Origin of the sequence: Marinomonas transparens (assembly GCF_016463975.1) — a bacterium.
In the GTDB taxonomy this organism is placed as follows: domain Bacteria; phylum Pseudomonadota; class Gammaproteobacteria; order Pseudomonadales; family Marinomonadaceae; genus Marinomonas; species Marinomonas transparens.
In genome coordinates, this window is the sequence record NZ_JAEMNX010000010.1 from 1 (window position 1) to 24,390 (window position 24,390).

20 protein-coding genes are annotated in these 24,390 nt (G+C 44.7%); 13 read left to right on the forward strand and 7 right to left on the reverse strand.

Annotated features, from left to right (window positions below):
- Positions 1–233 precede the first annotated feature (233 nt).
- A complete protein-coding gene (purL, locus tag I8J31_RS09800) occupies positions 234–4,133 on the reverse strand; it encodes a phosphoribosylformylglycinamidine synthase (protein ID WP_199468296.1) in 3,900 nt (1,299 codons plus the stop codon).
- Between the two features lie 102 nt (positions 4,134–4,235).
- Positions 4,236–4,739, reverse strand: a complete 504-nt coding sequence (gene tadA / locus I8J31_RS09805) for a tRNA adenosine(34) deaminase TadA (RefSeq protein WP_199468297.1) — start codon at positions 4,737–4,739, stop codon at positions 4,236–4,238.
- A gap of 97 nt (positions 4,740–4,836) precedes the next feature.
- Here tadA and I8J31_RS09810 point away from each other — a divergent pair, with 97 nt between their 5' ends.
- Positions 4,837–5,265, forward strand: a complete 429-nt coding sequence (locus I8J31_RS09810) for a CBS domain-containing protein (RefSeq protein ID WP_199468298.1) — start codon at positions 4,837–4,839, stop codon at positions 5,263–5,265.
- Between the two features lie 17 nt (positions 5,266–5,282).
- Here the strand turns inward: I8J31_RS09810 and I8J31_RS09815 are convergent, their stop codons facing one another.
- The 4 genes from I8J31_RS09815 to I8J31_RS09830 all read right to left on the reverse strand — a co-directional run bounded on the left by I8J31_RS09815 (position 5,283) and on the right by I8J31_RS09830 (position 10,522).
- Entirely contained in the window at positions 5,283–5,543 is a 261-nt protein-coding gene (locus tag I8J31_RS09815) for a cold-shock protein (protein ID WP_199468299.1), read from the reverse strand.
- A 76-nt stretch (positions 5,544–5,619) separates the two neighbouring features.
- A complete protein-coding gene (locus I8J31_RS09820) occupies positions 5,620–8,403 on the reverse strand; it encodes a valine--tRNA ligase (protein ID WP_199468301.1) in 2,784 nt (927 codons plus the stop codon).
- Positions 8,404–8,536: 133 nt separating this feature from the next.
- Positions 8,537–8,872: a hypothetical protein gene (locus I8J31_RS09825; RefSeq protein WP_199468303.1), complete on the reverse strand. Its 336-nt coding sequence runs from the start codon at positions 8,870–8,872 to the stop codon at positions 8,537–8,539.
- Positions 8,873–9,061: 189 nt separating this feature from the next.
- Positions 9,062–10,522 (reverse strand): leucyl aminopeptidase, encoded by a 1,461-nt coding sequence (locus I8J31_RS09830; protein WP_199468305.1) that lies wholly within the window; start codon positions 10,520–10,522, stop codon positions 9,062–9,064.
- A 170-nt stretch (positions 10,523–10,692) separates the two neighbouring features.
- Between I8J31_RS09830 and lptF the strand changes: the two genes are divergently transcribed.
- Positions 10,693–11,817 (forward strand): LPS export ABC transporter permease LptF, encoded by a 1,125-nt coding sequence (gene lptF / locus I8J31_RS09835; RefSeq protein WP_325101192.1) that lies wholly within the window; start codon positions 10,693–10,695, stop codon positions 11,815–11,817.
- The gene (gene lptG / locus I8J31_RS09840; RefSeq protein ID WP_199468309.1) at positions 11,814–12,875 is read left to right on the forward strand and encodes an LPS export ABC transporter permease LptG; all 1,062 of its coding nucleotides are present in this window, start codon (positions 11,814–11,816) and stop codon (positions 12,873–12,875) included. Before lptF ends, lptG begins: the two co-directional genes overlap by 4 nt.
- Positions 12,876–12,895: 20 nt before the next feature.
- On the opposite strand, the gene I8J31_RS09845 is transcribed toward lptG, so the two are convergent.
- Positions 12,896–14,080, reverse strand: a complete 1,185-nt coding sequence (locus tag I8J31_RS09845) for an aminotransferase class I/II-fold pyridoxal phosphate-dependent enzyme (RefSeq protein ID WP_199468311.1) — start codon at positions 14,078–14,080, stop codon at positions 12,896–12,898.
- A 160-nt stretch (positions 14,081–14,240) separates the two neighbouring features.
- Between I8J31_RS09845 and dksA the strand changes: the two genes are divergently transcribed.
- The 10 genes from dksA (at position 14,241) to queE (ending at position 24,345) form a co-directional block, all read left to right on the forward strand.
- Entirely contained in the window at positions 14,241–14,675 is a 435-nt protein-coding gene (gene dksA / locus I8J31_RS09850) for an RNA polymerase-binding protein DksA (RefSeq protein WP_438941492.1), read from the forward strand.
- Positions 14,676–14,679: 4 nt separating this feature from the next.
- The gene (gene gluQRS / locus I8J31_RS09855; RefSeq protein ID WP_199468315.1) at positions 14,680–15,558 is read left to right on the forward strand and encodes a tRNA glutamyl-Q(34) synthetase GluQRS; all 879 of its coding nucleotides are present in this window, start codon (positions 14,680–14,682) and stop codon (positions 15,556–15,558) included.
- Positions 15,559–15,620: 62 nt separating this feature from the next.
- Positions 15,621–17,039, forward strand: coding sequence for a sigma-54-dependent transcriptional regulator (locus tag I8J31_RS09860; protein ID WP_199468317.1), 1,419 nt, complete (start codon positions 15,621–15,623; stop codon positions 17,037–17,039).
- Positions 17,040–17,595: 556 nt separating this feature from the next.
- Positions 17,596–19,026 (forward strand): polynucleotide adenylyltransferase PcnB, encoded by a 1,431-nt coding sequence (gene pcnB, locus I8J31_RS09865; protein ID WP_199468319.1) that lies wholly within the window; start codon positions 17,596–17,598, stop codon positions 19,024–19,026.
- Between the two features lie 8 nt (positions 19,027–19,034).
- On the forward strand, positions 19,035–19,511 hold the full coding sequence (folK, locus tag I8J31_RS09870) for a 2-amino-4-hydroxy-6-hydroxymethyldihydropteridine diphosphokinase (protein ID WP_233402692.1): 477 nt from the start codon (positions 19,035–19,037) through the stop codon (positions 19,509–19,511).
- A 10-nt stretch (positions 19,512–19,521) separates the two neighbouring features.
- On the forward strand, positions 19,522–20,349 hold the full coding sequence (panB, locus tag I8J31_RS09875; RefSeq protein WP_199468321.1) for a 3-methyl-2-oxobutanoate hydroxymethyltransferase: 828 nt from the start codon (positions 19,522–19,524) through the stop codon (positions 20,347–20,349).
- Positions 20,346–21,197, forward strand: coding sequence for a pantoate--beta-alanine ligase (gene panC, locus I8J31_RS09880; RefSeq protein WP_199468322.1), 852 nt, complete (start codon positions 20,346–20,348; stop codon positions 21,195–21,197). The genes panB and panC overlap by 4 nt, the downstream gene beginning before the upstream one ends.
- A 29-nt stretch (positions 21,198–21,226) precedes the next feature.
- Positions 21,227–22,873 carry a glucose-6-phosphate isomerase gene (gene pgi / locus I8J31_RS09885; protein WP_199468324.1) on the forward strand — a complete coding sequence of 549 codons (1,647 nt, stop codon included), beginning with the start codon at positions 21,227–21,229 and terminating at the stop codon, positions 22,871–22,873.
- A 423-nt stretch (positions 22,874–23,296) separates the two neighbouring features.
- On the forward strand, positions 23,297–23,656 hold the full coding sequence (gene queD / locus I8J31_RS09890; protein WP_199468326.1) for a 6-carboxytetrahydropterin synthase QueD: 360 nt from the start codon (positions 23,297–23,299) through the stop codon (positions 23,654–23,656).
- A complete protein-coding gene (queE, locus tag I8J31_RS09895; protein ID WP_199468328.1) occupies positions 23,650–24,345 on the forward strand; it encodes a 7-carboxy-7-deazaguanine synthase QueE in 696 nt (231 codons plus the stop codon). Before queD ends, queE begins: the two co-directional genes overlap by 7 nt.
- The last annotated feature ends 45 nt before the right edge of the window (positions 24,346–24,390 follow it).

A 24,390-nucleotide genomic window follows, 5' to 3' on the forward strand; every position in this document is an offset into this window, starting at 1 on the left:
GCGTATAATACATTGATGATTTTTCAACGCAACCTCTTTTTAACTATTCTTTAAATTAATTCAACATTTCACAGGATTCGCTCATAAAGCACTCAATCCCTATTGATACAACACACTTTTCGTTCAAATTTCGACCAACCAATGCGATTCAAAAAACACAAAACACCGAATCATTAAAAAAGCCCCCAATCCGTATGGAATGGAGGCTTTTATTAGGTTCTTAAGTTAACGCATTAACCCAACCACTTTCTCGCGTTTTGGAACAAGCGCAACCAAGGTGCTTGTTCTTGCCATTCGCTCGGATGCCAGCTGTGCTGAACAGTCCGATAAACACGCTCTGGATGAGGCATCATAATAGTCACTCGCCCATCTTCTGATGTTAAACCAGTCACACCCTGTGCAGAACCATTAGGGTTAAATGGATAACGCTCTGTCGCTTGGCCATAGTTATCCACATAACACAGTGCTATTTGAGAAGAAGACACCAAGGCCGACATGTCTTGCTCATCACGATATTCCGTTTGACCTTCACCATGCGCCACAGCGATTGGCATACGAGAACCTTCCATACCGGCAAGTAAAATAGAATTAGACTTCTGCACTTCTACCTGTACAAGGCGCGCTTCAAATTGGGCCGATTGGTTACGAACAAACTTCGGCCAATGATCTGTTCCAGGAATCAATTCATGGAGGTTCGATAGCATCTGACAACCATTACACACACCTAGCGTAAAAGTATCCGGGCGCTTAAAAAACGCCTCGAATTGTTCACGAGCAACTGCGTTAAAAAGAATGGATTTAGCCCAACCTTCACCCGCACCTAGAACATCACCGTAGGAAAAACCACCACAGGCAACTAAACCGCTAAATTCATCTAATGTCGTACGACCAGAAAGAATATCACTCATATGAACATCAACAGGCGTAAAGCCTGCTTTGTGGAAAGCCGCTGCCATTTCAACTTGACCATTCACACCCTGTTCACGCAATACCGCAATGCGAGGTTTAACACCGGAAGCAACAAAAGGAGCAGCAACATCTTCATTAATATCAAAGGTCACCTTAGCCGACAAACCTGGGTCTTTTACATCTAGCAAGTTATCGAACTCTTGCTGTGCCGATTCTGGGTTATCACGCAACGCCTGAATACGGTAACTGGTCTCAGACCAGACACGCTGCCAATTAGTCCGTGTTTCTTCTAGAAGGGTCTCACCCGCAAAGAAGATACGAATATGATCATCACCAGACAGGCTTGCAATAGGTGTCACTGTCACACCTGCTTTCGCATAAGTCGAAATCACCTCGGTAACATCTGATTCGTTTACTTGAATCACCGCCCCCAATTCTTCACTAAATAAAGCAGGAGTAACTTGAGAGTAATCAGCAATCGTTTCATCTAGGTCGATATTCAACCCCAGATGACTTGCAAAGGACATTTCAACCAGAGTGGCAAAGACACCACCGTCAGAGCGGTCATGATAAGCCAACAACTTACCTTCGCCATTCAATGCCTGAGTCGTATCAAAGAAACCAGCCAGTACAGCGGCATCATCCACATCAGGCGCTTGCTGACCCAGCTTGTTATAAACCTGAGCAATAACAGACCCACCAAGGCGATTTTTACCTGCGCCTAGGTCGATCAAAAGCAAACGCGTATCCGCTTTATGATGCAATTCTGGCGTTAATGTTTTGCGTACATCGGCTACAGGAGCGAAAGCCGTGATCACCAAGGACAAAGGAGAAGTTACGGCCTTTTCTTCACCGTCTTCTTTCCATACCGTCTTCATTGACATGGAATCTTTACCAACAGGAATCGCGATGTCTAGAGCGGGACACAACTCCATCCCCACCGCCTTAACGGTTTGATAAAGTTTTTCGTCTTCACCTTCATGGCCCGCAGCAGACATCCAGTTAGCAGACAATTTAATGTGGTTACGCTTGGTTATTTGAGCCGCTGCCAAGTTAGTTAGCGCCTCACCAACGGCCATACGACCAGAAGCCGGTGCGTCCAAAAGTGCGATAGGCGTGCGCTCACCCATCGTCATTGCCTCACCAGTATAACTGTCTAATGAGGAAGTCGTTACCGCCACATCAGCAACAGGCACCTGCCAAGGGCCAACCATTTGATCACGAGCAACCATGCCAGTAATCGAGCGATCACCTATGGTGATCAAGAAGTTTTTGCTCGCTACAGTAGGAAGGCTAAGCACTCGATTTGCCGCTTCCACTAAATCCACATCAACAGCGGTGAAATCATCACCTTTAATAACAGCTTTATTTGCCTCACGGTGCATTTTCGGCGGCTTACCAAAAAGCACAGACATTGGCAGATCAACAGGCTTGTTACCGAAATGCTCGTCTGCCACTTCGAGGTGCATCTCCTCCTTTGCTTCACCAACGATAGCGAAAGGACAGCGCTCCCGCTCACAAATCGCGACAAAATCATCAATACGATGAGGTGACACAGCCATAACGTAACGCTCTTGCGATTCGTTACACCAGATCTCTAGCGGAGACATGCCCGGCTCATCATTCAGAACTTTACGTAGGTCGAAATTACCACCGCGGCCACCATCTTTTACTAACTCAGGCAAAGCGTTAGACAAACCGCCTGCACCCACATCATGGATAAAGCTAATAGGATTGTTATCACCAAGCTGCCAACAACGGTCGATCACTTCCTGACAACGTCGCTCCATTTCTGGGTTTCCACGCTGTACTGAAGCAAAATCTAAGTCTTCATTACCATCAGCCGACGCCATAGAAGAGGCTGCACCACCGCCAAGGCCAATCAGCATCGCCGGCCCACCAAGTACGATTAGCTTAGCACCAACCTTGATCTCGTCTTTTTCAACATGCTCACGGCGAATATTACCAAGACCGCCCGCCAACATGATTGGCTTATGATAACCACGCACTTCTTGTTGCGAAGCGCCTTGGATTTTTTGCTCATAAGTACGGAAGTAACCTAATAAGTTCGGACGGCCAAACTCGTTGTTAAATGCCGCTCCACCAATGGGACCTTCCATCATAATATTCAAAGGCGTCACGATGCGAGCAGGTTTACCGTAATGGCTTTCCCACGGTTGTTCGAAGCCAGGAATCTTCAAGTCCGATACGGTATAACCACTTAAACCTGCCTTGGGTTTAGAGCCTATTCCAGTCGCACCTTCATCACGAATCTCACCACCAGAACCCGTCGCTGCGCCAGAGAAAGGCGCAATCGCTGTTGGGTGGTTATGAGTCTCTACCTTCATCAAGATATCGATATTTTCTTGACTGAAGCCGTACTCACGATTATCTGGCGATGGGAAGAAACGCCCAGCAACGCTCCCTTCCATAACGGCAGCATTATCTTTATAAGCAGACAAAGTGCCATCTGGGTTATGCTCATGAGTATTCTTGATCATTTTAAACAAAGAACGTTCTTGTTCCTCGCCATCAATTGTCCAAGAAGCATTAAAGATCTTATGACGGCAATGCTCTGAGTTCGCTTGAGCAAACATCATTAACTCAATATCGACAGGATTACGACCAAGTTCGATAAAAGATTCAACTAGATAGTCGATCTCGTCGTCTGCAAGTGCTAAACCTAGAGTCTGGTTTGCTTCAACCAACGCGGCTCGGCCACCAGCTAATACATCAACACTCGCCATTGGTGCAGGCTCTGCATGGGAGAACATACTTGCCGCATCGCTCAATGCTGAAAGGACACTTTCCGTCATACGGTCATGAAGCATCATCGACAACACATCTAATTCTTCTACCGTAAGCGGTTTAGAACTATGGATAAAGTACTCTACACCACGCTCGACGCGGGAAACCGCCGTCAAACCACAGTTATGAAGAATATCGGTCGCCTTTGAAGACCAAGGCGAGATGGTTCCTAAACGAGGAACAACAAGCACGCTCTGATCAGATGAACTGACTTGGGAGGATTTAGGGCCATAGGCTAATACGCGCTGAAGCACGGTATCTTGCTCAGAAGAAAGCACCTGCCCATCAACCAACTCCACGAAATGAAGAAATTCTGCATCAATCTCTGTGACTGAAGGCACAGATTCTTGCATATTGAGTAACAGTTTTGCTTTACGAAACGCCGATAGCGCAGCGGAACCATGCAGGGTTAGCATGTCGAGTTTTGCCTCACTTGGTAATTTTGGGGGAAATTATGCGCGTATTTTAAATCAATGAAGTAAATAGAGGCCAGCAGAGTATGAATTTTCTACAAGAAATTAGGAAATAAATTGCTTAAACAGGCTTTTTGGCCTGCTCTTTGAGTTTCTTTTTTGTTCTCGGCGATATTGGAAGAATTCTGTTAACTGAACAGAAGCCACATCAGCCAATACGCCCTTGCTTATTTGCACCTTATGATTAAGAAAAGGGGCCTCGAAAAAACAGCCCTGACTTTCCACTACACCACTTTTGGGTTCAGTCGCCGCATAGACAACCCGCGCAAGACGCGAATGAATAATCGCACCCGCACACATGGAGCACGGTTCTAATGTGACATACAGGGTAGCACCGGGTAAACGATAGTTATTCATGGTTTTACAGGCGGAACGAATGGCTTGAATCTCTGCATGGGCAGTGGGATCACATAAGGATATAGGGGAGTTATACCCTGTACCAATCACCTCATTATTTAGCACCACCAGCGCACCGACAGGAATTTCACTTTCTGTTGCAGCTTGCGCTGCTAACTCAAGCGCCTGCTCCATCCACTTTTGATCACTCACTTTTGGCCTACCTCACAATGACAATGAACCCATTGTCTTTAATACATAATCCCTTCTACACTGATGAGTATATAAAAAAGAGAAGGAAAAATACCTTATGCGCACTGTTGCCGATCTAATGATGAAAAACTTAATAACATTAAAAGAAACAGACTCTTTAGCACAAGCCAAGGCCTTGATGCAGGAAAAAAACATTAGAAACATCCCCATAATCAACGATGCTGGGGAATGTGTAGGTATGCTGACGCAAAGGGAATATTTACGACACGCCTTTCACCTCGTCAGCCAGTTCGGCACACAGATGCTGTCGCAAAAAGAAGAACAAACAACCGTTGCCAGCGCCATGAATAAGGACATTTTAACCCTAAGCCCTAATATTGCACTGGACACTGCCGCAGAGTTTTTCATCGAAAACAAATACGGCAGCCTTCCTGTCATCGAAGACAACAAACTGGTTGGTATTCTAACGCCAGTCGACTTTGTTAAGCTGGCTCACGAGATGCTAAAAGCAGAAGCCGAGGACTAGACACAACCCAAAACAAGCTAAGCACTAACCGATTCCTGTTCATTCAAATTAGAGGCAGCAACTTGTGCCTCTTTTTCAAACTGAACATCAATGGCCTGCACACCGAATTCCGTTTTCGTCAAAGTAAAACTGACGGCTTGACCCTTTTTTAAGGTTTTATGCCCATCCACCATGATGGATTTGTAGTGCACAAAAACATCTGAGTCTTCTGTTCTTTTGATAAAACCAACGCCTTTCGCGTCATTAAACCACTTAACCTTTCCAGTTAATCGTTCCATTTTATTCGCCTCTTTTTTTATTTTTATAAAGTAAGCGTGTCATCGGGTGTCAAAATGGCACCCAACATCTGTCTATTTACAAAGATTCAATACTTGCCTTTTGCTCTTCCAACTTACTGACCGTCAATTGTAAGTCATCGCACTTAGCACGTTCTTTTTCTACTACGGCTTCAGGTGCTTTTGCAACAAAACTTTCATTCGATAATTTACCCTGAATACGCTGCAAATCTTTTGATGCCTTATCTATCTCTTTTTGCAAACGAGCCAGCTCAGCGTCTTTATCAATCAGCCCTGCCATAGGAACAAGAACCTCCATATCCCCGACCAACGCAGTCGCAGACATAGGAGCATCATCACCAGCATTCAGCCAGGTAACGGTTTCCAATTTCGCTAACGTTTGCAAGAAAGCTAAGTTTGCATCAAGACGAGTTTTATCTTGATCAGAGCCGTTACGCAATAACACCGTTAACGGTTTAGACGGAGCAATATTCATTTCACCACGAATATTACGAACACCCTCAATCACGCCTTTTAGCCATTCCACATCGGCTTCAGCTTGAACGTCTTTTTTATTTTCATCCGCTGCTGGATATTGAGCCAACATAACCGTCTCACCTTGAATTCCAGCAAGAGGCGCAATACGCTGCCAAATTTCTTCGCTGATAAATGGCATCATCGGATGCGCTAAACGTAAAAAAGCTTCAAGTACACGAATCAAGGTACGACGGGTACCCGTTAATTGAGCAAGGGTTGCATTTTCATCCCACAATACAGGCTTAGACAACTCCAAATACCAATCACAGTATTCATGCCACATGAACTCATAAAGCGCCTGTGCTGCCAAATCGAAACGATGGGTATCAAAAGCACGATTTACCGCGTCTTCAGCATGCTGTAAACGAGAAATAATCCACTTATCAGCAAGAGAGAGCTCAATATTCGCCCCATTTTGCCCGCAGTCTTGATCTTCTGTGTTCATCAAAACATAACGGGTCGCGTTCCAAATTTTATTACAGAAGTTGCGGTAGCCTTCCAAGCGATTAAGATCAAATTTAATATCTCGACCACCAGATGCCAATGAACAAAGCGTGAAACGCAAAGCATCTGTACCATAGGCCTGAATGCCTTCGGGATAAGTTTCACGAGTATTTTTTTCTACTTTCGCAGCGAGACGAGGCTGCATCATGCCATAGGTGCGCTTAGCCACCAGAGACTCAATGTCAATACCACCAATCAAGTCCAAGGGGTCAATAACATTGCCCTTAGACTTGGACATTTTATCGCCACGTTCATCGCGGATAAGGCCTGTAATATAAACCGTTTTAAAAGGGACTTTATTGGTGAACTTCAACGTCATCATAATCATTCTGGCCACCCAGAAGAAAATGATATCAAAGCCAGTCACCAACACATCGGATTCACTGAATTCGGCAAAATCTTTTGTTTCTTCCGGCCAACCCTGTGTTGCAAAGGTCCACAACGCAGAAGAGAACCAAGTATCTAGAACGTCTTCATCTTGAGTTAACTCAAGATCCGCAGCAAGGTTGTACTTAGTACGCACCTCTGCCTCATCTTTGCCTACATAGAATTTACCGTCTGCATCGTACCAAGCAGGAATTTGATGTCCCCACCACAGCTGACGAGAGATACACCAATCGTTAAGGTCACGCATCCAAGCAAAATAAGTGTTTTCCCATTGCTTAGGCACAAACTGAATATCACCATTTTCCACCGCTTCAATGGCCGGTTTCGCTAAGCTCTCAACCGCCACATACCATTGATTTGTCAAATAAGGTTCAATAACCGTATTACCACGTTCACCACGAGGCACTTTCAATTTGTGATCGACTATTTTTTCCAACAAACCTAACGCATCAAAATCCGCCACGACCGCTTTACGAGCATCAAAACGATCCATGCCCCGATATTTTTCAGGAGCCACATCATTAATTGCCGCATCATCCGTCAAAATATTAATTAACGGCATATCATGACGCTGACCTACTTCATAGTCATTAAAGTCATGAGCTGGCGTAATTTTTACGCAGCCAGTACCAAATTCTTTATCAACGTATTCATCTGCCACAATAGGGATTCGACGACCGACCAATGGCAAATCAATATATTTACCAACAAGATCCGTAAAACGCTCATCATCTGGCGCAACCGCAACCGCCGCATCGCCAAACATGGTTTCTGGACGAGTCGTTGCTACCACTATGTAATCTTTGCCATCTGCCGTTTTCGCACCATCAGCAAGTGGGTAGCGGAAGTACCACATGAAGCCATCTTCTTCTTCGGAGATAACTTCCAGATCTGAGATTGCGGTGTGTAAAACTGGGTCCCAGTTAACCAAGCGCTGACCGCGATAGATGATGCCCTCATCGTAAAGACGAACAAACACCTCTTGAACCGCAGCAGACATTCCTGGGTCCATGGTGAATCGCTCTTTATCCCAAGCAACAGAATCGCCTAGAACACGCATCTGATCGGAAATAGTGCCACCCGACTCAGCTTTCCAATCCCACACTTTTTCGAGAAATTTCTCACGACCAAGATCATGGCGGGTCACGTTTTGCGCAGCAAGTTGACGCTCTACCACCATCTGCGTAGCAATACCTGCGTGATCACAGCCCGGTTGCCATAATGTACGACGACCTTTCATACGTTCGCGACGAATCATGGCATCCATCAAGGTATGCTGAAAAGCATGTCCCATGTGCAAACTACCAGTCACATTTGGTGGCGGAATCATAATAGAAAAAGGTGTGCCGTTGCCTTTAGGTGTAAAAAAACCACCCTCTTCCCAACGTTGATAGATAGGCTGTTCAATACTTTGTGGTTGGTAGGTCTTTTCCATTATGGTGTCTTAAGGCTCTTAATATAGCGGTCAATGTAAAATGTGGGCGATTATAACTCGTCACAACAAGATAAAAAATAATAAGTACGTTTTTCCCGAATTTACTAGATGCTGTTACTTCACCAAGTAAAAATTAATCTTCTTCATTCGCCTTAGCATCATGAAGCAAACTAACGACTTCTGTCACTAATTCAGGTAAACGCCTTGCCAAAACATTAGCAATAGTTTTGGCAATAAACTCTTGTGAAGGTAATCCACTATCAATAAAGGTGGTTGAACCCACAACTTCTTCCTGAGGACTATCTATTGAATGGGCCAAATGACCTTCTTGGCTCATTGATGAGGAGACTTGCTCAGTAACAACATCCATCAATATTGGGATATCATCTTGATTACGCAAGGCATTTATCAAGGTGTCTTCATCGGGTTCAAAAACACCATCGTCATGTTGAGTAGCTAGATCCGGCATATAAAAACACCAATATTCAAAAAAGAGAAAGCAACAGTCAATACCCAAATAAGGTACCAGCTAGTTGCACAACTTTCGCACTGAAAAACATAAATGTCCACCCTAAGCAAAGCCACTCTCGCCAATAAAAAAGCAGCAATGGTTTCCCATCACTGCTTTCCATTACAAGTAAAACGCCTTCCTTAGAGACTAAACCTTAGCAAGAAGATAACGAGTCAATAGCGCAACCGGCCTACCGCTTGCACCTTTTGCTGCACCGCCAGTCCATGCGGTTCCAGCGATATCCAAATGCGCCCAAGGGTAGGACTCGGTGAAGCGAGAAAGGAAACAAGCCGCCGTAACAGAGCCTGCTTCTGGGCCACCGATATTCGCAATATCAGCAAAATTACTGTCCAACTGTTGCTGATATTCTTCATCTAACGGCATTTGCCAAATTTTATCCGCTGCCACTTGGCTCGCTGCTTTCAGCTCTGTCGCTAAGGCATCATTGTTAGCATACATACCAGAGTTCACACTCCCTAGTGCGACCACACAAGCACCAGTCAAGGTCGCAATATCAACGACAGACTTAGGTGTAAAGCGCTCAATGTATGACAACGCATCACACAAAACCAAACGACCTTCTGCATCAGTATTTAAAATTTCTACCGTCTGACCAGACATGGTTTTGACAATATCACCCGGTTTAGTGGCTCGACTACTCGGCATATTTTCAGCGGCGGCAACTACGGCTGTAAAATTCAGCTTTGGCTTTAACTCACAAATTGCTTTCATAGTACCGAACACACTGGCAGCACCACACATATCGTACTTCATTTCGTCCATTTTCGGTCCTGGCTTCAACGAAATACCACCAGTATCAAAAGTAATACCTTTACCCAATAAAACATGAGGGGCATCACCCTCTTCACCACCGCGATAGTTCATCACAATAAGATAACTCGGTTGATCACTGCCACGACCAACAGACAGTAGGCAATGCATGCCTAGTTCATCCATTTTCGTTTCATCTAACAGTTCAACATCAATACCGTATTCTTCGCCTAGCTGTTGGGCTTCAGAAGCCAAGCGACTTGGCGTACACACATTCCCCGGCAGATTACCCAATTGACGAGCAAAAGCAGAGCCTTGTGCCGTCGCCGCGCCAATCGTCAACGCGGCTTCGTCAGTCCCTTCCAACAGCAAGCTTTCTACTTTAGTGGTTTTCTCAGCATCATCTTGTTTAAAACCAAGGAAATTATAAAAGCCTTCATTTAACCACTGGGCCACTAGAGCAAGCACATCGCTCGATGAACGCCCTTTTAGAGATAAACAAGCACTTGCTACAGCGATAGAGGCATAAGGCAAGGTTTTCACTTGTGCCGCAATAGCAGCAATCACTTTACGTGCTTGCATATCACTCAATTCTGCATTTTTTCCAACACCGACTAACAAAACAGCCTGCGCAAAATCTTGTGATGCACACGGCAAAAGTAACGTCTGTGCCAAGCTACCTTTAAAAACACCTGTCTCACGTAATTGAGATAATTGCCCGTCAGTATTGCCATCTACCCATGCAGTAGATTCAGAAAATTCACCTTCACTTGGTACGAAGACAACAAGCAGGTCCGCTTGAACCGCTGATAAGCGGTCAAATAACGCTGTATTCATGAGAAATCCCTCAAAATAATAACTTTTAGTCCTTTCCACGATGTCGCGAGTAAAAGTAGTCGTGCAAAGGTCTATTTAAAAAAAAACTGGATAATGTCCGTGCTACCACGAGATAATGGGGGCTTTAGATGTGTAATCAACTCTACGCGTAAAAGCAAAATCCATCAGGGGTGACTTTGAGACTATTCAGATACTTGGCGAAAGAAGTGTTGGTGTCAACTGCTGGGGTAACACTCATTCTGCTTCTAGTGATACTCAGTGGCCGCTTTGTCAGTTATTTAGGCCGCGTTACCGAAGGCAGAATGTCTTTCGAATTCCTATTTGTGATACTTGGTTTTCATATCCCTAGTTTCATCCAAATGATACTTCCACTGGCTTTCTTTCTTTCATTACTACTCGCCTTTGGCCGCCTTTATATTGAAAACGAAATGGCAGTACTTTTTTCCAGTGGCATAAGTAAAGTAAAACTAGCCACCTACACCCTAGGCATTGCTGCCATTATTGGCACGCTAAGCGCTACTTTAAATTTTTGGCTCGCCCCAACCAGTGAATACCGCGCGGCGGAAGCAGCTCAAGAACAAGATCAACTTTCAGCGTTTGATTTTTTACTGCCCGGTCGTTTCCAAGGCAGTGGTCAACGCACCACCTACATAGATAGCTTTACCCCCAAAGAAGGCTGGATGAACCAAATATTCTTATCTAGCTTCGTTCGTAAAGATGGCAAAAACATTCCAACCCAGACGCTTGCTGCCTACGCAGAACAAATCCGCATGGACTCAGAAAACGGCTTAAACTATCTAGTCTTTAAAAATGGCACTCAGTACGAAGGCACTCCGGGGACGGCAAACTATCGCATCACTCAATTTGATACTTATGCGGTACGCATGGAAAACAAAGCCGTCGAGCCAATAAATGAAGCCTACACTCAACCAACTAGCTATTTAATAAATAGCGCCAAACTTATGGATAAAGTCGAATTGCAATGGCGTATCTCATTGGTGGTTATGATACCTATCCTTGCCATCATTGGCTTATCTCTCAGTCAGGTCAACCCAAGACAAGGCCGCTTCTTCAAGATGCTACCAGCAATTCTGCTGATGATTTTTTATATTGCCTTGCTTATTTGGGGGCGAACCAGTCTAGAAAAAGAAAAACTGCCTATCCAGTTAGGACTTTGGTGGATTCACGGCCTATTTGCACTCATCGCTGCGGCACTTTTCCTACAATACAACCAAACTTTTGAGCGACGTAAAGCAAAACTCCCAATGATAGAAAACAGTGAGCCAAACACATGAGCAAAATAGATAAATACGTTGCCAACAGTGTTTTGTGGTCTTTCTTGATTGTTGCGTTAGTACTGGTCGGTCTTGACTTCACTCTCACCTTTATCGAAAAAATCAAGGGAGTAAGTGACACCTACCCGATCCAATCGCTATTGCAGGTACTCATGTACCGACTGCCCGGCAAACTAGCGGAATACATCCCTATCGCCTCATTAATCGGCACATTAGTAGGTTTAGGGACACTTGCATCGACTTCCGAACTCACCGTTATGCGAGCCGCAGGCATGCCCATCTGGCGAATAGGCTTAGCAGCATGCCAACCTATTCTACTCATTGCGTTACTAGGTATGAGCATTTCCGAGTTCGTTGCCCCTGCGGCAGAACAAAAAGCCAACCTAATAGAAAAGATGCAAAACCAAAAAGACAATGCTTTTTCATTAACAGGTGGCGTGTGGCTAAAAGCAGAAAATAACTTTATCTATATCGATGCAGCTGACAAAACTGGAAAACTGTACGGCATACAAATTTTTTCACCGAATGACCAACAACTAAAAAGCGCCAAAAAAGCCCAAACAGCACAACATATTCAAGGCTCAGAATGGCAACTTAATCAGGTAACAGAAACCCTCTTCTTTACTGACCACACAGAGGTAAAAAGCCTCGACAAAGCAAGCTGGAATGTAAGTATAAAGCCTGAGCATTTATTTCTTGCATCACAAGACCCTGATGCCCTATCCCTTAGCCAGCTAATGAGCTATCAGCTTTACCTGAGTCAGCAAAAACTAGACAGTTCACAGTATGAATTAGAGTTTTGGATGAAAGCCCTACGGCCAGCAGCGTCATTAGCCTTGGTCATTGTGGCACTTTCTAGTGTATTCGGACCACTCAGATCATCAACCATGGGGGGACGAATTTTTTCTGGTGTCATGATAGGACTGGCATTTCAAAATGGTCTTAACCTATTCGGACGCATGAGCATTGCGGCAAACTTCCCCCCACTTATTGGAGTTAGCATCCCTATTCTAATCTGCTTACTCGCGGGCATTATCTTAATGAGGAGAAGGGGCTAACGCCTTCCCCTCATTATTCACTAAACCACCAAACGCTTATTACTGACGATAAAGCGCTTAATTCTTTCCAATGCATCCTGCAACCTCAATTCATCGCAGGTATAGGCAAAGCGAACATACTTATTTGCGTTCTTTATCCCAAAGTCCGCCCCAGGTGTTAATGCCACCTTTTCTTCTTCCAGCAACTCTAAACACCAAGCCATGGCATCATCCGTCACACTAGACACATCAACATAAATATAAAACGCCCCCTGCGCTGGAGCGACGACAGGCAAACCAATTTTTGCCAAACCTGCTAACAAGGTCACTCGACGACGATCAAGCTGTTGACGACGCGCCTCACACTCCGCCAAGACATCAGGTTCAAACGCTCTTAGCGCAGCATATTGAGAGACACTCGGTGCAGAAATAAACAGATTCTGTGCCAGTTTTGTTGCGCCTTCAATCGCCCATTCAGGCACCACTATCCACCCCAAACGCCACCCTGTCATAGCAAAATATTTGGAAAAGCTATTAATAACAAAAATTTCGTCACTAATAGATAGGACTGTAAAATCGTCACCCTCGAAAACCAACCCCTGATAAATTTCATCTACCAAAAGATGGCCACCTAATGCCTCGACCCGCTGCCAAGCCTCTGCAAGATAAGATTTATTTAATACTGCACCCGTAGGATTAGAAGGCGACGCCAACCACAACCCTGAAGTATTTGCTGTCCAATCATCAGACAATCGATTCAAGTCAATTTCAAAAGCACGTTCAGCTTGCGTCTCTATTAACTTAGCCTTAGCACCAGCCTGAATTAAAAAATGACGATTACAGGGGTAACAAGGGTCAGGCATGATTACTTCATCGCCTTGATCCACCATTAAAGAGGCCATCAATAACAAAGCCCCCGACGCACCGGGTGTCACTATGATACGTTCTGGCGCCACATCAACCTGATAACGAGAAGCATAATATCGGCTAATGGTCGACTTCAGCTCAGACAAACCTGTCGCAGAGGTATATCCCGTCTTGCCTTCTTTTATAGCCTGTACGCCAGCATCCGCTACAGCTTTAGGAGCAACAAAGTCTGGCTCCCCTACCTCCAAATGAATAACATCTTCGCCTAATGCTTGAAGTACCTTAGCCCTAGCTAAGACCGCCATCACCTGAAAGGGAGCAATTCCCTCAACCCGAGACGCCAAGGTTCTCTTTTTCATCCACTACTCTCTAATTATTTCATTTTTTTTGCAGGATCTTACATAAAAAATGTGGTTAAAAGGCAGATTATCTGGTAAGTTTCCGGCCGAAAAATAAACTACCTAATTTTATTTGTTTACAGGTTACCACAAGGGAAACCTGCGAAGTGAGGCAATGCGTATGCCAAAAATGAACCCTGATTCATTAATGAAAGACTTCACACCTTACACGGCTAAGGATGGCGAAGAATACATGAACGAAAACCAGTTGGCGCACTTTAAGAGCATCTTGCTTAACTGGAAACAGAACTTAATGGAAGAAGTTGACCGTACTGTTCACCATCTTAAGGAAGAAGCCGTTAACTATGCGGATCCAAATGATCGAGCTAGCCAAGAAGAGGAATTCAGCCTCGAACTTCGCGCCCGAGATCGTGAACGCAAGCTAGTAAAGAAAATCTCTCAAACGATTGAACGTATTGATGACGACGATTACGGCTTTTGCGATGAGTGTGGTATCGAAATCGGCATTCGCCGCTTAGAAGCACGACCAACTGCTACCCTGTGTATCGACTGCAAAACATTGGCAGAGATCAAAGAGAAGCAAGTCGGCGGCTAACCCCTTGTCGACACCTTATCGAGGCCGATTTGCACCTTCGCCAACCGGCCCACTCCATTTTGGCTCGCTAGTCAGTGCTTTAGCGAGCTATTTGGATGCCAAACAAAAAAATGGCCGTTGGATAATCCGTATCGAAGACGTGGATGGGGCACGCTGCACGCCTTTTTTTGCTCAACAAATCATTACCACACTCAACAGTTACCAACTCTATTCCGATGAGCCGATTCTGTATCAGAGTAATTTTTCTGCTGCATATGAAGCAAAACTTTATGAACTCAAAAAACAACTCAAAGTCTTCCCCTGCAACTGTACACGTCAATCACTGACTAAACATAATGGCCACCACCCATTTATCTGCCAAAGTGACACCAGCCGACCTCACTCATGGCGCTTGAAGTCCTGCCAGCAAAGTTATGAATACCAAGACCCCATCCAAGGACGACTACTTTTTTCTAATGACCTAGAAATCACTAGCCCTGTTTTAAAAAGAAAAGACGGTTACTTTTCTTATCAACTCGCCGTAGTGGTTGATGACCACCAACAAAATATCACCCATCTAGTTCGAGGTGCCGACCTCATTGAGACTACAGCTCAGCAGCTCTATCTATATGAGCTTTTTGGTTGGGTAACACCCAGCATATGCCACATTCCCCTCATCGTTAACCTGAGTGGTGACAAAGTCAGCAAGCAAAATCATGCACAAGCCATTAAAAATGGCAATTTACATACTCTAATACGAGCTTTGCATTACTTAAAAATAAACGTAACAAATGCCACATCGATTAACGAAGCACTCATTCTTGCTACACAACAATGGAATCCAAGCAAACTCATTAGTATCGACAAGATTAAACTAGAAGAACAGGATCAAGACCTCATCTAGCCCCTACCACCCGCCCTCTAGGTGTGTATAATTGTTACACTAGTTACAAGAGGTGACAATTAATGCATCACATTATGATCATTTGCCCAGAAGACTCCCCACTAAAAGAATCAGAAAAGTGGCTTTCACGATACGGCTTTCAAGTAAATATCTGCAGCACACTAGAGCAAGCCAACAAGTACTATGATCTACCAGATTTTCATCTTATTTTGGTCGATCAGAAAATTCTAGACGAACTACAGACTAACGACACACCATTTCCAGATACACCACCACGCATTGTACTGGATTCAAGACCAAGCCTAAGCACAGGCGTCGACGCTATGGCACACGGAGCAGTCTATTACCTACCGCTCCCTACCGACTCTGAAAACCTACTCAAGCACGTAGTGAATGTACTAGAAAAAGCCAACGACGCTCCACCAAGCACAACAGTAAACAAACCCACCTCGCAGATACTCTTTGCACGAACAGAAAAAGAAGAAGAGGCATTACACCTAGGAGATCTAGATAGCAATATCATTGGCCACTGCCCTCCAATGCAGAGCTTATTTAGCGATATTCGCAAAGTGGCAGGAACTGATGTTACCGTTTTAATTCGAGGGGAATCAGGCACAGGTAAAGAACTGGTTGCAAAAGCACTGCACAGCCTAAGCAAAAGACACAAACATCCGATTATCAGCGTGAACTGTGCCGCTATTCCTGAAAACCTAATAGAATCAGAGCTCTTTGGCCATGAAAAGGGCGCCTTTACTGGTGCGGTCTCAGCCCGTGACGGCCTCATTTATGCTGCCGATAAAGGCACGCTATTTTTAGATGAAATAGGGGAGCTTCCTCTAGAGGCACAAGCTCGCTTATTACGAGTATTACAGGAAGGAGAAATACGACGAGTAGGTGCGGTGCAATCCTCTAAAGTAGACATCAGACTAGTCACTGCGACCCATAGAAACTTGATACAAATGGTTAAGCAAGGTCGGTTTCGCGAAGATTTATACTATCGACTGTACGTAATGGAACTTCTACTGCCTCCATTACGCGATCGAGGAGATGACATATCAATACTCGCTAAAGCACTACTAGAAAAAACCTGCTTAAAGCACAAGCGCCCTATCTGTGAATACAATAAAGAATTCAACAAAGCCATCCGAGACCACCACTGGCCCGGCAACGTCAGAGAACTAGAAAACGCAATAGAGAGAGCCGTCATTCTTAGCCCAACACACAAAGTTGAGGCCGCTAATTTAAAAATTGCAGCACAAATTCAAAATGACTCAAGCTCCACAAAAGACGCCAAACCGACAATGAACACCAGCACCCAAGAAGGCACAACACTGGATGATTACTTCAAATATTTTGTTACCACGCACCAACACACAATGACTGAAACACAGCTTGCACATTCTCTGGGCATATCTAGAAAAAGCCTATGGGAAAGACGACAAAAGTTAGAAATCCCCAAAAAAGTAACAAACAATAAGTAACACCTGTTACCAAAGCACACAAAAAACACACAAAATAGTGCAAAGAAAGTGTACAGCGTTTTAATAAAATTCAATTAAATCATTGGGTTATTATTTTTGGCACAACTAATGCCTTATAAGGGCACAACGATAAGAAGATTGACCAAGAATAAAAATAAGTTAATCGTCGTAAATATGTTCTTAATAATAAAAATAAAAACTAAGGACACCGTGGCCTCTCAAAATAAAAATAAAATTTGAGGCCATGGATGGAAAATCGCTTTGGATAATTGATTTTTTTAGATATGTCAGCCTTCGGGCAATGAAAACATTGCAATAATAAAAATAAAATTTGAATAGAACTGCTGAAGCAGCGCAAACTTTGTTTTCGGAACTAGTATCTTCATGTATCCAAAGCGATTATTTTATTTTCTAGTAAAATAGTCTCGTTAATAATCGCTTTCTCTATCTCCCTGTCACCCTATCAAATTCACGCAAACCACCCCATTAATCGTGTAAATTTCGCCCATCCCGTGTAGAATACACTTTTTGTTAACTTTGAAAAATTTGTCGCCCAATGCTTACAGGATTAAAATCTCTGGTACGTAAAGCCACCTCACTGTTTACCTCACCTGAGGAACAGACTTACCCAATTATCATCCCGCGCAACGATCACAGCTTATCTCGACAAAATTTAAGCCCTAATGCCGTTAAAGTACTGTATCGCTTAAATAAAGCGGGCTATGACGCTTACCTTGTTGGGGGCTGTATTCGAGACCACCTAATCGACATTGAACCAAAAGACTTTGATGTGGTTACCAACGCGACACCAGAAGAGGTCAATAACCTCTTTTCCAACTCAAGACTCATTGGACGTCGCTTTCGACTCGTCCATGTTACTTTTGGCCGAGAAATCATCGAAGTATCTACTTTTAGAGCAAGCGCTTCCCATGATGAAGAAAGCAGCAAGCCACAAGAATCTCTGAAAGGAAAAGACTCTGCACGATCATCCCACGGCATTGTTTTACGCGATAACGTTTACGGAAAGATAGAAGAAGACGCTGAACGCCGGGATTTTACTTTTAACGCCCTCTACTACAACGTCAAAGACTTCAGTATTCATGATTACTGTGGTGGCCTTGCAGACATAGAAAACAAACAAATTCGTATTATTGGTGATGCGCGCCAACGCTATCAAGAAGATCCTGTACGCATGCTACGCGCCATTCGCTTTGCAGGTAAGCTGGGCTTTGATATAGAAGAAGCCACCGCAGCTCCAATCAAAGAAATGGCTCACCTACTGGACCATATTCCACCAGCACGGTTGTTCGAAGAAGTATTAAAACTACTAGGCAGTGGCAATGGTGTAAAAACCTTTCATTTACTACGCCAATACGGCTTATTCCGCTACCTTTTCCCAGATACAGAAGCTCTTCTTCAAAGCGGCTGGAAACGCGACGATATTGATCCAGCCGCTTTTATCATGCAAGGACTCATCAATACCGACAATCGCATTCAAAGTGGACAGAGCACCGCTCCTTATTTCCTATACGCCGTCCTACTCTGGCCAAGTGTCACCCTGCGCCATGAAGAATTCCAAGCGCAAGGTATGCCGGCCACCCCAGCATTACATCAAGCCGCGAGCATGGTACTAGACAATCAAGTCGCCGCAACCGCCATTCCTCGACGTTTCTCTACCCCAATGAGAGAAATCTGGGATATGCAGTTCCGCTTGCCAAAACGCTATGGCAAACGCGCATTCATGCTACTGCAACATCCAAGATTTCGTGCCGCTTTTGACTTCTTACTCATTCGCGAATTAAGCGGCACTGAATTAGACGGTTTAGGCGCATGGTGGGAAGCTTTTCAACATGGTGATGAAAATGAGCAAAGAGAGCTAATTAAAAGCATCGACCTGCGCTCTTCCAATAAAGAAGGCCCCAAGAAACGCCGCCCCCGTCGTCGTAAAAAAAGCAATGCAACACAAAGCGAAATTTCAGAAGAGTAGGTCCGACTTTGATACTTGCTTACATTGGACTTGGCAGCAACCTAAACGATCCAGTAGCACAAATCAAACGTGCTATTGAGACGTTAAAAGCAGACTCGAAATTAAACAACTTTCTCGCTTCTAGCCTATATTCTAGCAAGCCCGTTGGCCCCCAAGATCAACCAAATTATGTCAACGCCGTCGCGTCTTTTTTAACTGCACTCCCAGCACTCGACTTGCTTGATTTATTACAGAGCCTTGAACAACAGCACAATCGAGTTCGCACCCGTCATTGGGGTCCACGCACACTAGATTTAGATTTACTCCTGTATGGCGAAGAACAAATCCAAAACTCTCGACTAACTGTACCTCACCCTTATATGCTAGAAAGAGGGTTCGTTATCCGTCCCCTTATGGATCTGGCTCCAGAGATGCGACTGACAAACGGCAATACCGTTACGGAGCATTTACGCCAACTTGATACCGATGATTTGGTTTCTATCTGAGAAAATAACTATGTATTCAGACAACTCACAAAAAAAATTAGGTAAGCCAGTCACTTTATCGACACTAAAGAAAATGAAGATCGATAAAGAAAAGTTCACTTGCCTAACTTGCTACGACGCTTCCTTCACCCATGTAATGAACGAAGCTGGAATAGAAACTATTTTAGTAGGTGACTCCCTTGGCATGGTCATTCAAGGCCAAGACAGCACATTGCCTGTCACAATCGAGGACATGTGCTATCACACCGCTTCAGTAAAGCGAGGCAATACCAACGCCTTCATTCTCACTGACATGCCCTTCATGAGTTATAGCGACCCAAAACAAGCTTTAGATAATGCAGCAAAGCTGATGCAAGCTGGCGCAAGTATGGTCAAATTAGAAGGCGGTAGCTGGTTAGCGGAAACTGTTAAACTATTAAGCCAACGCGGTATTCCTGTTTGCGCCCACCTAGGACTAACACCTCAATCTGTTCACAAGTTTGGCGGCTATAAAGTACAAGGGAAAGGCCAAGAAGCGGCCGATTTAATACTACAAGAATCACTCGATTTGGTTGCAGCAGGCGCAGATATTTTATTGTATGAGTGCATCCCAACAGAACTCGGTAAAACCCTAACAGAAGCAGTATCGGTACCAACGATTGGTATAGGTGCTGGCGTACACACCGATGGACAAGTTTTAGTTATGCACGACATGTTAGGTATTAACCTTGGAAAGCCACCCAAATTTGTAAAAAACTTTTTAACAGATGGTCGCAATGTCCTAAATGCATTCGAAGCATTTGTGGATGAAGTAAAAGCAGAAACCTTTCCAGCACCAGAGCACGGATTCAAATCATGAAAACCTTTCACACTATTGCTGAATTACGTGCCGCACTTAAAAAAGAACGCCTACAAGATAAAAGCATTGTCTTTGTCCCCACTATGGGCAACTTACACGATGGACACATGTCATTAATCCGTCGTGCTGCTCAAGAAGGTGATGTCATTGTCTCTTCCATCTTCGTGAACCCAATGCAATTCTCCGCCAACGAAGACCTAGAGCGCTACCCCAAAACACTCGAAGAAGATAAAAAAGTCCTTAAAGCCAATGGCTGTCATTATCTATTTGCACCAGACGCCTTAGAAATGTACCCCGATGGCAAACGCAGCCAAACACAAATCGAAGTCATGGGACTATCAGACATTCTTTGTGGCGCCTCTCGCCCAGGCCACTTTGTTGGCGTAGCGACAGTCGTAACCAAATTATTTAATATTACCCAGCCTGATTACGCGATTTTTGGTAACAAAGATTTTCAACAATTAAAAGTCATTGAAGACATGGTGCGTGACCTCAGCTCCAATGTAAAAATTATTGGTGTAGACACAGCGCGTAATGAAGATGGCCTAGCAATGAGCTCACGTAATGGTTACCTTACCAAAGAAGAAAGAGGCATCGCACCAGCGATGTATCAGACCCTGTTATGGACAAAAGAAGCGTTAATAACAGGCAGCGCGAATCACGAGGACATCCGCGAACAAGCTCAACAGAAGCTTGAAGCGGCTGGTTTCCGTCGTGATTATTTCGAAATCCGCGCACAAGATAATTTACAAATACCGTCAGAGAAAGAGAAAAGCCTAGTCATTTTGGCTGCGGCATACCTAGGCAACGCACGTTTGATTGACAACCTGCGTTTTGAATTAGCCTAATTCACTTTCAACCACTTAGGGAGACTGAAATGCGCTCACCCACAGAACTATCTACTTGGCAGAAGCTAACAGAGCATCAACAAGAAATAGCATCGGTAGACATGCAATCTTTATTTACAGCGGACCCAAAACGTGCCGAAAAGTACACAGCACAGGCGGCTGGCTGGACGTTAGATTACGCAAAAAACCGCGCTAATGAAAAAACCCTATCACTACTAACCGATCTAGCAAAAGAAGCAGGATTGGAAGGTGCCATTAAAGACATGTTTAGCGGCGCTCATATCAACAATACGGAAGACCGCTCTGTTCTACATATCGCACTGCGCGCCAGCCAAGCTCAAGAATCGCTTATGGTTGATGGCGTCAACGTATTAGCGGAAGTTCGTTCAACGCTCAAGCAAATGGAAAAGTTTGTTACCCAGTTACACAGTGGTGAATGGAAAGGCTATAGCGGAAAAAACATCACCGATGTCGTATCTATCGGTATCGGTGGCTCTTACCTTGGCCCTAAAGTCGTAGCGGAAGCACTGACACCTTATGCACAAGACGCCATTAAAGTGCATTTTGTTGCCAACATCGATGGCTCAGACATTACTGGCAAGCTCAAAAAGCTAAATCCAGAAACCACTGTTTTTGTTATCTCCTCCAAAACTTTCGGCACATTAGAAACCCTTTCAAACGCCAATGCTGCACGCGACTGGTTTCTTAGTAATGGCGGTTCACAAGCAACTGTCAGCAAACACTTCGCAGCAGTTAGCTCAAACGTGAAAAAAGCTGTCGACTTTGGCATGGCAGAAGAAAACATCTTCCCAATGTGGGATTGGGTTGGCGGACGCTATTCACTTTGGTCAGCCATTGGCTTGCCTGTTGCCATCGCGGTCGGCATGCAGAACTTCTACGAATTGTTAGACGGTGCACACCAAATGGACGAACATTTCCGCACCGCGCCGTTTGAAGAAAACCTTCCTGTTATCATGGGCACCTTAGGCGTTTGGTATATTAACTTCCATAACGCACAAACCCATGCCTTGATTCCCTATGACCATTACCTACGCGCCATGCCTGCGCACATTCAGCAGCTTGACATGGAAAGTAACGGCAAAGGTAATTTACTAAGTGGTGACGGTGTAGCAACCGACACAGGCCCAATCATCTGGGGTGGCGCAGGCACCAACGGACAACATGCTTACCACCAGCTACTACATCAAGGTACACGCCTTGTTCCTGTAGACTTTATCGCGCCATTAATCAGTCACAACCCAATTGGTGAACACCACACCCAATTATTTGCCAATTGCCTAAGTCAGTCACAAGCCTTAATGGTCGGTAAAACCCTTGAGCAAGCACAGCAAGAACTTCGTGACGCTGGCGCTAGCGAAGAACAAGTTGCCAAGATTGCCCCTCACAAAGTGATCAAGGGCAATCGCCCAAGCAACACCCTACTGACTGATAAAATGACCCCAGCCACCGTTGGTGCTTTAATCGCGCTTTATGAGCAACGCACCTTCGTACAAGGCACTATCTGGGGAATCAACTCATTCGACCAATGGGGTGTAGAACTTGGCAAAGTGCTAGGAACCGACATCTACAACCGCCTCGTCAGCAACAGCGACAACAGCGCACTGGATGCTTCTACCCAAGCACTGATCGAAGCATTTAAGGAAGCTCAGGCCTAATAGCCTAACCTTTCATACAGCGCCACTAAAAACACCAGCCGAGGCTGGTGTTTTTGTTTTTACTGCTCCCTTCTCTTCAAGGGGAAGTTTAAGGAAGGAGTCTTAAAAGCAAAACTTTCTGTAGGTCGCACCTTCAGACCGACAAACAAATACAAACCTAATCACATGATACCAAGCCAAGCGGCGTTTCTCTTCGAAACTTGCGCCTACCTCATCAAAACGCCGCTTTTCATAACTCCCACTTTAAGCCTCAAAGTAAACCAATTCATACATACGAACAGAACAAAGCTAGGACGCGATATTCCGTGGATGTTATACTGCGTGGGCCTTCCGGCCCTGTCGTAGCACCAGGTTAAAAACACACACCTAACGTCTTTTAGGTAATGAGTGCTGCATTGTTATCAACGTTTTAGGACAATGCATATGTATCGTATTCGAAAATCTTTTCAATTCTGCGCCTCGCACCAACTGCAAGGTTTACCAGACTCTCACCCTTGTAGCCGACTGCACGGCCATAACTATGAAGTGGTGATAGAGTTAGCATCTGGCACCTTAAATAGCACAGGTTTTGTGCGAGACTACCGAGAGCTTTCCCAGTTTAAATCTTACCTCGATGACCAACTCGATCATCGCCACCTTAATGACGTACTTGGCGCGGATAACACCACAGCGGAACGCCTCGCCGAGCATCTCTATCATTGGAGTAAAAAGCGTTGGCCAGAAGTCTGCGCCATTAGCGTTTCTGAAACGCCAAAAACATGGGCGGAGTATCGACCATGTTGATAATTTCAGAGATATTTGGCCCAACGATACAAGGTGAAGGAGCACTCATTGGCACACCAACGGTATTCGTACGAACCGGAGGTTGTGATTTCCGTTGTAGTTGGTGCGATACCCTTCACGCCGTAGATAAAAAGTATAAAGATGACTGGCTAACAATGTCTGCGCAAGACGTATTCGAGCAAGTCGAACAATTAAGTGGCGGAAAGCCCATTTTGGTGACGCTATCTGGCGGCAACCCAGCCACTCAAGACTTATCAGAACTAATAAAGATAGGCAAAGCGAAAGGCTATCGTTTTGCTATGGAAACACAAGGCAGTGTTAGCGCTCCTTGGTTTGCTATGCTTGATCACCTGACTCTCAGCCCCAAGCCACCTTCTAGCAAAATGCGATTTGATCAAGTCCGTTTTGATACCAGTTTACACAATGCAAATAACACCAATATCAGTCTAAAAATCGTCATTGCCGATCACACCGACTTAGAATGGGCAGGGGAACTTAAAAGCCAGTACCCCAAGCTTCCCTTGTATTTGCAGCCTTGCAATCTAGAGTTAAAAAATACACCAAGCCTAGAAAAGTTAACCACACAGACCCTCAACCTAGTAGACGAGGTCCTCAAGCGTGGTTGGTTTGACACTAGCGTATTACCCCAGCTCCATGTTTACCTGTGGGGCAATGAAAAAGGCGTATAACAGCATCATTCAACACGACCATACCCATTAGACAAAATAACGCTT